10 protein-coding genes are annotated in these 12,906 nt (G+C 29.0%); all 10 read right to left on the reverse strand.

The annotated features are described in order from the left end of the window. Positions 1–30: 30 nt before the first annotated feature. Positions 31–912, reverse strand: a complete 882-nt coding sequence (locus AXY43_RS12015) for a carbohydrate ABC transporter permease (RefSeq protein ID WP_077867930.1) — start codon at positions 910–912, stop codon at positions 31–33. Positions 913–924: 12 nt separating this feature from the next. After that, entirely contained in the window at positions 925–1,815 is an 891-nt protein-coding gene (locus tag AXY43_RS12020; RefSeq protein ID WP_077867931.1) for an ABC transporter permease, read from the reverse strand. A 98-nt stretch (positions 1,816–1,913) separates the two neighbouring features. Further along, positions 1,914–3,590: an extracellular solute-binding protein gene (locus AXY43_RS12025; protein WP_077867932.1), complete on the reverse strand. Its 1,677-nt coding sequence runs from the start codon at positions 3,588–3,590 to the stop codon at positions 1,914–1,916. A gap of 218 nt (positions 3,591–3,808) precedes the next feature. Continuing rightward, entirely contained in the window at positions 3,809–5,407 is a 1,599-nt protein-coding gene (locus tag AXY43_RS12030) for a sensor histidine kinase (RefSeq protein ID WP_242984877.1), read from the reverse strand. 124 nt (positions 5,408–5,531) lie between these two features. Continuing rightward, positions 5,532–7,058, reverse strand: coding sequence for a response regulator transcription factor (locus tag AXY43_RS12035; protein WP_105411594.1), 1,527 nt, complete (start codon positions 7,056–7,058; stop codon positions 5,532–5,534). Between the two features lie 252 nt (positions 7,059–7,310). Beyond that, complete coding sequence (locus AXY43_RS12040) at positions 7,311–8,093, reverse strand: tyrosine-protein phosphatase (protein WP_105411595.1); 783 nt, start codon at positions 8,091–8,093, stop codon at positions 7,311–7,313. A 124-nt stretch (positions 8,094–8,217) separates the two neighbouring features. Further along, on the reverse strand, positions 8,218–8,940 hold the full coding sequence (locus tag AXY43_RS12045; protein WP_012060895.1) for a CpsD/CapB family tyrosine-protein kinase: 723 nt from the start codon (positions 8,938–8,940) through the stop codon (positions 8,218–8,220). 280 nt (positions 8,941–9,220) lie between these two features. Next, positions 9,221–9,913 (reverse strand): YveK family protein, encoded by a 693-nt coding sequence (locus AXY43_RS12050; protein WP_103699045.1) that lies wholly within the window; start codon positions 9,911–9,913, stop codon positions 9,221–9,223. A 149-nt stretch (positions 9,914–10,062) separates the two neighbouring features. Beyond that, on the reverse strand, positions 10,063–11,028 hold the full coding sequence (locus tag AXY43_RS12055; protein WP_105411596.1) for a phosphatase domain-containing protein: 966 nt from the start codon (positions 11,026–11,028) through the stop codon (positions 10,063–10,065). A gap of 686 nt (positions 11,029–11,714) precedes the next feature. Next, positions 11,715–12,806, reverse strand: a complete 1,092-nt coding sequence (locus tag AXY43_RS12060) for an AI-2E family transporter (protein ID WP_105411597.1) — start codon at positions 12,804–12,806, stop codon at positions 11,715–11,717. Positions 12,807–12,906 lie beyond the last annotated feature (100 nt).

Genomic DNA, 12,906 nt, shown 5'->3' on the forward strand with positions numbered 1-12,906 from the left:
CTATGTCCTTTCTTTACTTCTTAAAATACTCTATTCCTTAACTGATCCCATAACCATTCCTGTGACAAAATATTTTTGTAAGAACGGATATATAATTAGCAATGGAATAGTTGATACAACGATTTTAGCTGCATTTAATGTTTTGTTAGAAATATCAGCAATGCTTTGTAACTGAGCCGGATTTGTTACCTTTGTAATATCCACTGTTAATTGTTGTATATAAGTTTGCAATGGATAATTTGCTGCCTTATTTATGTACAACAATCCACCAAAGAAATCATTCCAGTGTCCAACAATGCTAAACAATGAAATTGTTGCTAACGCAGGAAGCGAGATAGGAATATATATCTTAAATAAAATTTGCCATTTATTACATCCCTCTAATTCTGCCGCCTCTTCCAATGATTTTGGTACACTCTTAAAAAAGTTCATTAATAAAATTACATTAAATATAGGCACAGCACCTGGTAAAATTAGAGACCAGATAGTATCTAATAAATGTAGATTTTTTACAGTAATAAATATTGGTATCATTCCACCTGAAAACAACATCGCAAATATCATAAGGTTCATATAAATATTTCTAAAACGAAACTCTCGCTTACCTTTTGATAGTGGATACGCCATTAAAACCACTAATATTAAATTTAATGCTGTTCCTAGAATAACTCTTGATACTGAAATTCCAAAAGAACGCCAAAATTGACCTTCTTGCAATAATGTTTTATAGGATGATAAAGTAAAATCTACTGGAAGTAATCCCACTAAATTTCCCGCTGCTGCTGACTTATTACTGAAAGAAATAGCTACCATATTTATAAGTGGAAACAGGCATGCAGTTGTAAGTATTATTACAACACTCCATATAATTGCATCAGCTAGCCTGCTTCCAAACTTTTTTGACTTTAACATAATACTCCTCCTTTAAAATATTTGCATATTAGCAACTCTTTGAGATAATTTGTTAGCAGACAATAATAATATACATCCAACTACTGATTTTAATAGTCCTACTGCTGTTGCAAAACTATACTGCATTCCTACTAACCCTACACGATAAACATATGTATCAATGATATCTGCTGTTTGATAAACAATCGGATTATATAAATTAAATACTTGATCAAAGCCAGCATTTAAAATATTTCCTAAATTCATTGCTGTCATAAGCATAATTATAGGCATTATACCTGGCAGAGTCACATGTATTAGCTGCTTGAATCTATTTGCTCCATCTATAGCCGCTGCTTCATATAATCCAGAATCAATTCCGGTTAATGCCGCTAAATATACAATTGATCCATAACCGAATTCTTTCCATACATCTGTTCCTATTAATATAGGCCTAAACCAGGTATTGCTTGCAAGAAATAATGTTGGTTCATATCCAAACAATTTCAAAAATGCATTAACCGGGCCATCAAAGGAGAAAATATTGGCTACTACTACAGCTAAGACTGCCCATGATAGAAAATGTGGTAAATATACAATAGTTTGAATGGTTTTCTTAGCCCATTTTTTTCTTATTTCATTTAAAAGTAATGCAAATATAATTGGTATTATTGTGCTTAAGATAATTTTTCCTATAGCAATAACTAGTGTATTTCTTAAAATATTCATGCTATCTGGTATTTGAAGCATATATCTAAAATTATCAAGTCCAACCCACTTAGAACCTAGTATTCCTTTTGCCGGTAAATACTCTTGAAAAGCCATTATTATACCAAACATAGGAATAAAACTAAATATGAATAAAAATATCATACCAGGTGCCATCATAAGATGATAACTTAATTGTTTTTTCCCTTTTTTCATGAATCTCCCTGCCTTCCTTATTTGTAATGTAGAATATTAATTCTTCGATTGTAAGTTGGATGCAAATACTACTTGCATCCAAACTGTCAAATTAGTATTTATTTTTTTATAGCATCTTCAACCTCTTTTGTAATTTCATCTCCACCTGTACTCTTCCAAGTTGAAACAAAGACATCAAAAGAATCTATTGGTGCTTCACCTGTTACAATTTTTAAGAAGGTTTCATCTTGTAATTTTTGTAAATTGGCCCATTTTAATTTCATACTCTTTGTTTGTCCAAAAAATACTGGATTAACTTCATTTATCTTGGTCTCACTCATTAGTTTTGGGGCAACCATTCTTGACGTATAGCCACTCCATGCATCAGCACTTGGAGAATTTGAATTAGCTAAATAATCCTTACACTTTTCATAGTTTCCCTTATCAGCTCCTAAAGATTCCGGATCTTTTTCTCCTTTAAGTGCTAAATCAATATTTTTATACATATCAATTGTTGCATTATAATCATTAATAAGAATACCTACCGGTCTTACACCTGAATCAACACCCTGCTTTATATAATCCATAAGTTCTTGTTTTCCATAGTCTTCATATACCATCTTGTCATTAATAACACTAGCTATCTTTACTAATAATTCTGGATGCTCAAATCCTTTTTTAACAACATAAAATTCGCTTGCCGGATTTTGTGTATAAGTTGTATAAGACCCATCTGAATTTGTTGGTATTATATAAGGAACCCATTGTGCATTTGGATTTAGCTTCTTAGCATCATTTAATGGATAATCAGGTGCCCACCATGGTCCAAAGAAAGCGCCAGCTTGACCATTAACAATAAGTGAAGTAACATCATCACCTTGTCTTACTGCCATTTGTGGATCAATTAAACCTTTTTTAAACATTTCAGCAACTCTTCCTAATCCCTTTTTCATATTATTAGTTGTAGATCCAAATACAACTTTTCCATCCTCTTCAATCCATTGTCCTGGAAAAGCATTATACATTCCTAGAACGTTATCCATTTGAAATAATCCCCCATAAACTCCTCCTATATTAGAAGAAGCCACAAGACCAATTGTTTTTCCAGCTCCATTATTTCCTGGATCTTTTGTTACAAACTGCTGTAAGATATTTTCCACATCATCCATTGATTTAGGTGCTTGCAATCCCAATTTATCCATCCAATCTTGTCTAACCCAAAGCATTGTTGGCGCATTAGCACATTGAGTAGATGGCAATGCCATAAGTTTTCCATCAAATGTAGCACTTTCTAATGCTCTTCCATTATACGAATCATACATTTGTTTAATTTTATCTGTGGCACAGTTTTTGTAAGCATCAGTTAAATCTGCTATCATATCGCTATCTACTAATTGCTTTAATGTTGTTGAATCAACTTTCATAATATCTGGTATATCACCTGTAGCGACTGCCATTGATACCTTTTGATCATATGGATCTCCATTAGCTGCTTCAAATTCATCTTTATTCTGAACATTTAATACATCTTTTAAATATCTTGTATATGCATTATTTTCATAGGTATCTCCTTCTGGAAGACGCGGACTTCCAGGTGTATTTTTACCTATAGTATAAGTTACCAATTCATCGTATTTTCCATAAGGTGTAGTTACTGCCCCTGACTTATCTTTCGTTTCAGTCGTAGTTGCACCATCTTTATTTCCGCACCCCGTAAAGAACATAGCAATTGTAATAACTGCCATTCCAAAAGTTGTTATCCTTTTCATTGTTTGCGTTAAATTTCTTTTTAGCATCCCCATAAGCCTCCTAATTCATTAAAAAAATAATACTTTAACTGTAACTAGCTTTGGTTAAGTAATTTATACTGAAATTATAGCATTCAAGTAATTATCCGAATATACTAAAGATTTTTGATTTATATCAATTTTTTATGAATATGTAAACAACTACAAAAAGCAAGCTGTTTCAAAATGAAATTCATACCTCCATTTTAAAACAGCTATTTATCTAGTTAATCATTAAATTTATTCTTGTCTATTTCTACCGGGATACTCATTATCGCAACAGTTTTTTCATTTGGTATACTTATAAATCTCAAATCACAATTTTCACCATAAGTAAGTTTAATTCTATCATAAACATTTTTTACTCCATAACCTTTTGTTCTAGTTGTTAAAATTCTTTCGCAAATTTCACTCTTCATCCCCACTCCATTATCTTCAATTTCAAACACAATATCTGTTCCTTTTTGCTGTGCAGATATTCTTAACTTGCCTCTATTATTTCTTTTTTGATCAATACCATGACATATTGCATTCTCAACTAATGGCTGTAGTAATAAATTAATCATATAGTATCCCTTAATTTTATTATCAATATCAAAATCCACATCAAAATTATAATTATGCATCATGGATTGAATCTTAACATATGCTTCTGTATTATTTAATTCATTTTCTACTGTTATGATACTACTTCCTTTATTTAAAGATGTACGATAAAATGTTGATAATAGCTGAGCCATTTCACTAATTTCATCTTCTCCTGACCTAATTGCCTTCCAATTGATCAAAGACAAGCTATTATATAGAAAATGTGGGTTTATTTGAGCTTGTAATGCTTTCATTTCATATTTTCTTTTAGATATTTCGCTCTTATATACTTCTTGTATTAAAGTTTTTATTCTTACTATAAGCTTATCAAAACTATTAATTAAAACACCAATTTCATCTTCCGAATTACTTTCTATTGTAACTTCCAAATGATCCATATTCATTTCCTTCATATTTTTAGTTAATTTTTCAATACGGTTTACTATTATATATGAAAGCCAATACCCTACAACTAAAATTATTAGAACGCAAATCCCCATCATAAAGAATACAGTATAAATAATATTTTTAGATGATTCCACAATTAAATGCACGGGTTTGTAAAGATACGCAGTCCATCCAAGATCCTTCATATCCATTTTTATTAAAATATAATTTATATTATCATAAGTTATAGTATCTCCTTCTATTTTCTTTAATTCAGTACTTGGCAATAAATACTCGTTACCATCATCATAGCTTCTATTCTCAAATACAACTTCATCATTTTTATCTACAATATAAATTCCACAATTAGTGCTTGATATATTATATAACGGCTGAAAAAAATTTTTAGAGTTTATTTTTACATATAGAATATTTTGTATATCATTATATCCTTTATTAATAAACTGAACCGCTAAAAAAACATTTTTTTCACTATCAATGAACCACTGAGGTTTATATTTTCCTAATACATCTTTATACCAAATGTTATTCTCAATAATCTCCATGGGCATTATATAATCGGAATGCTTTACTATATTATTACTAGTATATACAGTTATTTGTTGTATATCATTATGTAAAGCTCTTAGCATGTCAATATATGGATCCAGCATATTATGAAACTTATAATACATTTCATAATAACTTTTATATTCATGATTAATTACCTCTAAAACCATTGGGTTAAATGTAGTATAATCCAGTATATTGCTATACACATTAGCTGAGTTTTCGATTCCTATAACTGCTTCTGAAAAAGACTTTCTTAAATTCTCTCTTTCTTGATCCAAAAGTAAATTTTTCGTTTGCTGATAACAAAATAAACCTAGAATTATAATCGGAATAATACTAACTAAGAAGTAAGTCAAAATTATTTTATATCGAAATTTTAAATTTAGAAAAAATCTTTTTAACCTATTCATTATTTTCATCCTTTTGTCTATATTTTTCAGGTGTTAATCCATAGAATTCTTTAAAACTTTGACAAAAATATGATGTATTACTATATCCCACGATATTACCAATATCTTTAATTCTTATATTTGTATTTTCTAACATATCTTTTGCCTTTTCCATACGATAATTTTTTATAAATATATTAATACCCATGCTTGTCTCTTTCTTAAACATACTGCTTAAATAGCTTGGTGCCATATACACATATTCTGCTAATATATCAAGAGATAAATCTTTTCCATAATTCTCATAAATATATGACTTAACTAGCTCTATCTCATGCCTATAATTAAAGGATTGCTTGGAAAATTGTTTATCCATATTATCTATAACATTATTTAATATATCTCTTATTTCTTGAATTGTCCTGCTAGAATAAATCTTATCTATTTCTCCATCTAAATCTATTTCATTTGCTTCTTTCATTTCATTACATATATTTCGATAAATGTTTGAAAGAATAAACTTCACATATATTTGAGAAAAATCACTTTGCGCTGAAAACTTTTTTATTAAAAGATCAACACTAGATTTCAAACTACAAAAATCTTTAACTTTTATATCATGTTCTATATTTTTAAGTATAGTACTATCGAACTTTTCATCTGTTGATTCCAATGTCATCTCTACTTTTTTAGAAAAAATATACTTATCTGATACAAAAAAACGTTGCTCCATAATATGTTCCATATTAGAATATTCTTCTGAAATTATAGAATGTGATGTAATTAAATTACTAATAGAAAAATAACAATCTACTCCATATTTTTCTGATATCACATTATGTATTTTCGTACAAGTATTTTCTAATACAGTTTCATCTATAAACTCATAGAAAAAAAATATTCCTTGATAGGGATTTAAATTCAAATAATCTACTTTATCTTGGAAATCATCAAGAATTTCTTTTATAAATTCTTGATGATTATTAAAGAAATCCTTATCGAATTCCATCAAAATCATTCTCTTATACTTATTTATAAAATCTGTATAATTATCTAAAGAAAATCTCTCTCTAATGCTTTCTATAGAAATTCCGCTTATTACTTTTAATAAAACATGTTCTTTTTCGGTGAAATTTCTCCATTCCTTAGCTTGCTTTTCTTTATTTTCCTGTTCTATTTTTTCAATAACACTTTCGATTGTCTTTTTAAATTCTGCCTGGCTTATTGGTTTTAATATATAATCATTTACACCAAGGCTTATTGCTCTTTTTGCATACTCGAATTCACCAAAGCCACTAAAAATTATTATTTTTAGATCTGGATATATTAATTTAGCGTTTTGTGATAATTCAATTCCATCCATAAATGGCATCCTTACATCAGTTAATAAAACATCAACTGAATTTTTTTTCAAATATTCTAATGCTTCTTCGCCATCACTACATTCTTTTATATCAAAGTCAAAAGAAAACTTCTTGATTAAAAATATAATGCCATCTCTCTCAATAAATTCATCATCAACAATTAAGATTTTAAACATAAACTTTCCCCCACATCTCCTTTTAAATTTTAATAAACGATTATTTCTATACATACTAAATAGATCCAAAATAATAATTAGCATTGCATTAATATAATATAACAAAATTCTACGTAATCGTTTAACCACATTGTTAATGTAACATATATACATTTTTTTGTCCATATCACTATTCAAAGTACGACATTTTAAATAGGATTCTTCTCCACTATATTCTTAAGCTATTTGTGTAGTTATGATTTCAAATCCTGATTACTTTGGCTTAGTTTTAAAAAACGAAAATATTGATTTCTTTATCTTAACTTTTTTTCCAACGAAATTTATAACCTCATTATTGATCAGCTTTTCAGAGCTCTCTTCAAAGATATTTTTATTTATTATTTCATTATTACTATCATTTAATATATTTATAGCTTTTCTGATGCCAGTAGTTCTGTTATCTATGTCATGAGCATCAGAACCAATAAAATTATATATATTATTCTCTAAAAATATATTTGTAGTTTTTCTAATACTTTCTCCAAATCTACCTGTTATACTTCCTGCATTCATTTGAAATAAGTATCCTTGATCAATAAATCCATTAATAAGTGAAGGATCTTCTCTAAATGGCTTATACCTTTCTGGATGTGCTATTATAGGTGCGATATTTCTAACCTGAAGTTCATAAAGGGTATCAAATATATTATCATCAAACTTGTGCATTGAAAATTCAACTAACATATACCTCGAATTATTTATTGTACCTATTTTACCCTCCAAATAGTTATTAATTATATTTTCATTAAAATAAACTTCCTGTCCACTATATACTTTTATATTTATACCTTCCTTATTTATAATTGAGTTAACTTCTTGTACCAGCGATTTAACTTCACCAATAGTAGCTTCCCCGTACTCTAATAAATAATGAGGTGTCGCAACTATTTCTCTTGTTCCATCTTTTTCTGCATTTCTTAGCATCTCTAAAGTCATTTCCATATCCTTAGATCCATCATCAATTCCAGGTAGTATATGAGAATGAATATCTATCATAACCTCACCTCTTTTAGTGTATAATTTGTTTTGCGGATACTAAACTTTGAACTTAGGATTATGTTGTAATCAGCCGAAATCACATATATTTTTATTCCTTATATTATAAACTAACATTTGTTCACTATAAATTATCCTTGTCTTCATCATTTCCATAATAATAAGAATATTTTCCTCTTGTATTCTCCACCGCATGTAATACTGTTCCTATTATATTAGCGCCTACTTTATCCAAAAGATTTTTTGCATCCATTACTATATCTCTTTTCGTTTCTCCCGCCCTTATAACTAAAATAGTCCCATCTACCTTTGTTGATAGTATTTGTGCATCTGTAACTGCTTTAAGCGGTGCTGTATCTAAAACCACTATATTGAATTCTACTTTTAATCTTTCTATTAAATTGCTCATAGCAGAAGATGATAACATTTCTGATGGATTTGGTGGAATCTTCCCTGATGTTAAAAAATAAAAATTATCATTCCTTTTTTGTACTGCTTCTTCAATGGCGGCCTTTCCAAGAAGAACTTCAGAAAGTCCAATCAAATTTGAGACTTTAAAATTTTTATGAACTGAGGGTTTTCGTAAATCGCAATCCACTAGTATCACTTTCTTTTCATTTTGAGCAAAAGATGCAGCAATATTTCCTGCAACTGTTGATTTTCCCTCTGCCATTTCTGCACTAGTAACAGCTATTGTTCTTATTTCCTTATCAAAGGAAGAATATTGTATATTAGTTCTCAATGTTCTATAAGCTTCTGCAACTATAGATTTAGGTTTATCTTCTACTATGAAGCCGGCATGAATTCTATTATCAACTACTGTTTTCTCTAATTTATATCTTTTCATTCTATCTGCTTTATAACTCCTCGCTTCTTCTAATTTATATCTTTTCATTATTTCTAGTGTATAGCCTTTTATTTTCTCTAGTAACGACATGATTTCACACCTTCCTAACATCAAAATAAATTTGCTACATTAATAATCAAAAAGTACAACTTGCATTTGTTTACAAATAATTTATTAGCATAAACTTCATTTTTTAAGAGTAGATGATTTATTTTAATTATCTAGCGCATTAATTGATAAAAAATAGAATTTCTATCTCCGCTTTTCCTGTCAATTCACATCACTTACCTTCTTTAAATAAGTCAGGAATAACACCTAAAACTGGCAAACCTAAGATTTCCTCTATTTGCTCCCTAGTTTTAAATGTATTATTTAAGAACTCTAATAAGAAACTTGCTCCAGCACTGCCTATCAGACCAAGCAAAAGGCCGACTCCTATATACATCTTTTTATTTGGACTGACTGGTTTTTGAGGTACCTTAACACTTTCTACAACCTTTACGTTACCATTTGGTATAAACTCTCTGGATGATTTTATAAACTCATTTGTAACTGAATTCACTACATCCCCAGCTAATGCTTGGTTCGCACTCACGTAACTAATCTCCAATATTTGTGTATCCGTTCTTGGCGTAACTGATAAATTATCAAGAACATTTTCTGAATTTAAGTTTATATCACTTGAGTCTATGGCCCTTTGTACTAAATCATTGGTCTTTATTATTTCTGCATAAGTCTTTATTAGTTTTTGATACATCTGCACATCATTAGTGCTATAGTTTTGATCCTGACCAGTAGTATTTTCTTTTCCTATAAAGACTTTAGTATTTGCTTCATATTTAGGTGGAATTATAAAATAGCTTATAATTAAAGCTAACAATGTCGTTACTAATGTTACTAAGAGTATCATTTTCCATCTTTTTATTATTGGATTTGCTATTTCATCAATTCTTATAATATCGTTACTCATCATTTAAACTTCTCCATATACAATAAATTTTTCAATAGTCCTAAATACAATAATTATATTTTTAGTAATTTCCTTCTCTTTCATTCATATTTTTAAAATAAAAAAATCCTAATGGAAAATTTCCACTAGAATTAACCTTTTATGCATTTGCATTATTGCTTTCCATTATTCTTAATCCACTTAGACCACGATGTTTCATACCCATCTTGATTATCTTTGCAATATTTATAAAACATATTTAAAAACTCTACTCTTGATTTATCTTCATCTTTATTTGTTTCCTTTAGTAAATCTGATCCACCAATCAATTTTTGACGGTTCATTATATCTTCAAAACTCACATTTTTTGCATTGTGCATCATATCATACATAGACATAAATGTTGTAGTCCTGCCTGCTCCTCCTCTACAATGGAAATGTATCCATGTGTCCTTTGGTAGATTCTTAATTGATTCAATAAATAAATCTACCTGATCATCTAAAGGTTTCTCATGATCTGTAACTGTAATTCTTAAGTAGTTCATGCCCAAGCCTTTAGCTAATTCTTCCTCTGTTTCTACACTTTCAGGATTATCAATTGATTTTACTGTGTTTACGGACTTTCCCTTTGGCAGTTCATCAAACTTAACATGCTTGTCCTTAGATGTTTTATCTAAATTGCTCTTTTCATCTAATATAATTTGTTCTCTGCTAATTCCCTTATTAGCTTGATTATTCTTTCCAAACCAACTTATTCCCATACCATTAATAAATCCATGATCCTCTTGGCGCAAGTCAATATCTATGATAGATTTATCACCTATTTTTTCTTTTACCATCGCCAAACTTTTCTCCGAAAGCGCTCCACTACCAGAAATATTTAGATCACTCAATCCTGTAAGGTTAATATCTTTTGTTTTCTCATCATTAATTTTATCCTTAGTAGTCCTAAAGTTTTTGGGTAATACGTCCTTATTGTCTGTATCTATTACAAGTTTCGTTTTGTTAGCTTGTACACTATTTGTCTTTTGAATTGCTATTTTATTACTTTTATAATGTTGATTTATACTATACATAATAGCCGCTCCTCCTATTATAACTAAAGCTACTATTACATATGCGACTTTATTCCTCTTCATAAATATCACCCTTCCCCTTGATATTTGAATATTTTTCACTCATAAATCTTAGATTCTTTTGTGCTTTGCTAATGATTATAGATAACCAATTCTAAAGCTAGACTCATGCAATTATCCACCGAAAGTAGAAACATTGTTATTTCACAGGACTATGAAAATTTCACTGAAAGCACTAAATTGCAGGTTTTACTACTAATGCTTGCTCCAAATTTCATTGTGACAAGCATTAATGGAACAACCTACAATTAAGGGCTTTTAACAACTCATTTTCAATGCCTGTTGCATAAAAATATTTCTGCTTTCTAGTATGGTATTTATTGCAAAGTGTAAATGAAATTCTTAAATTGTTTATCTATAGAAAAACACCTACCATTGCCCAGTATAAAATAGTTATGTGAAAATTATGTGATTATTCAAGGTAATACCAAATACTTTGATTAATAAATGCTTAAACATATACAAATATCTCCAAACATTTGTCCTTTATACTGTACTCTATTTAAAATATAATTCTTGAATAAAATTAAAAGTTAAGCCTACCTGCTAAGTGAAATTGCCTACTTTAGGCTGGTAAATTCACTTAGTAGGTGGTTTTATGAGCATTAAAGCATAAAATAAAAGCTAGGCTGAAACCAATAGTTTTAACCTAGCTAAGATATTTCCTTCTAAAGTTTTAGGGAGTAATTTTACTCGACAATGCGTTTTTTCTTAAGTGTCACAAGTTTTCTATGCTTTCCATTTTTAGATCTTGGTTTGATATTCAACAAATCTAATACAAACATTAAAAGAGGTACTCCAAGTAATAACCCCCAAACTCCCATAAAATGCTCTGATACTAAAAGTGTAATAAATACGACAAAGACTGGTAATTCAGTCTTATCTGCCATAAACCTAGGGTTCAATACATAACTCTCAAGTGCATGTAAAACTGCGATAATTATAAGAATATATAAAATCATTTTAAAACCGCCAACTGTGTATGCTATTATACTTAAAGGTATTAACGATGCAATTGTTCCTGCAACTGGGACTAAGCTAAATAAGAAAATCATAACTCCAAGGCCTAAAACTTGCGGAAATCCCAATGCAAAAAGAGATATAACAGATAAAATACTATTAACAAATGCAATAATTATTTGAGCTTGAATTACTTTTCCAAATGAATTCAAAAAATTTATTCCAAAATCTTTTGTATACCTATATAATATAGCAATCTTACTATCTTGAAACTCTGAGAAAAATTCTTTGATTTTCTCTCTTTCAACCATAAAAAAGAGGCTTAATATTAAAGACACAAATATATTAAAACTCCAAGTACCTATATTTGAAGCATACCTTAAGAATTGGTCAAAATTCAATAGCTCATTTATCTCGGAATTTCTAAAAAATGACATAAAATCAAATTTTCCAAAATACGGAACAATGTAAGTAGATAAAACTTCCCCACCAATATCTCTAAAATCAAATCTAGATATTTTCATCCCAATCTCTGTAAGCTGTCTAATAATTATTGGTATATACCTATAACTTGCAAAAATAATAATAGATGTCATGAATATGTATAAAAATAATGTTACTATTATCGGTTTTACCTTTATAAACTTATCTAACCGTTTCGTAATTCCTACTTGTAGACTGTATGCAATATATGTAAAGAAAAATGTAAGTAAAAATAGATTAAGCATTGATCTTAATATATACATAAAAAATACAATAATAAGAAGAACGCAAATTCTTCTGACTATATCTTTTTTAAATAGTTCTCTTAAGAAATTCACATCTTATTCCCCCTTCTAGTAATTATTATATCCTATAAATCATATGCTTAAAACAAGAAATTCCAATAAACCTTTCCATATTAATAAATTTAAATAAAAT

Source organism: Clostridium sp. MF28 (assembly GCF_002969175.1).
In the GTDB taxonomy this organism is placed as follows: Bacteria; Bacillota; Clostridia; order Clostridiales; family Clostridiaceae; genus Clostridium; species Clostridium beijerinckii.

Excerpts from the sequence above, each read along its gene's own strand:
- AXY43_RS12015 (WP_077867930.1), bottom strand. The coding sequence starts at position 912 with ATGTTAAAGTCAAAAAAGTTTGGAAGCAGGCTAGCTGATGCAATTATA.
- AXY43_RS12020 (WP_077867931.1), bottom strand. The coding sequence starts at position 1,815 with ATGAAAAAAGGGAAAAAACAATTAAGTTATCATCTTATGATGGCACCT.
- AXY43_RS12025 (WP_077867932.1), bottom strand. The coding sequence starts at position 3,590 with ATGCTAAAAAGAAATTTAACGCAAACAATGAAAAGGATAACAACTTTT.
- AXY43_RS12035 (WP_105411594.1), bottom strand. The coding sequence starts at position 7,058 with ATGTTTAAAATCTTAATTGTTGATGATGAATTTATTGAGAGAGATGGC.
- AXY43_RS12040 (WP_105411595.1), bottom strand. The coding sequence starts at position 8,093 with ATGATAGATATTCATTCTCATATACTACCTGGAATTGATGATGGATCT.
- AXY43_RS12045 (WP_012060895.1), bottom strand. The coding sequence starts at position 8,940 with ATGAAAAGATATAAATTAGAGAAAACAGTAGTTGATAATAGAATTCAT.
- AXY43_RS12050 (WP_103699045.1), bottom strand. The coding sequence starts at position 9,913 with ATGATGAGTAACGATATTATAAGAATTGATGAAATAGCAAATCCAATA.
- AXY43_RS12055 (WP_105411596.1), bottom strand. The coding sequence starts at position 11,028 with ATGAAGAGGAATAAAGTCGCATATGTAATAGTAGCTTTAGTTATAATA.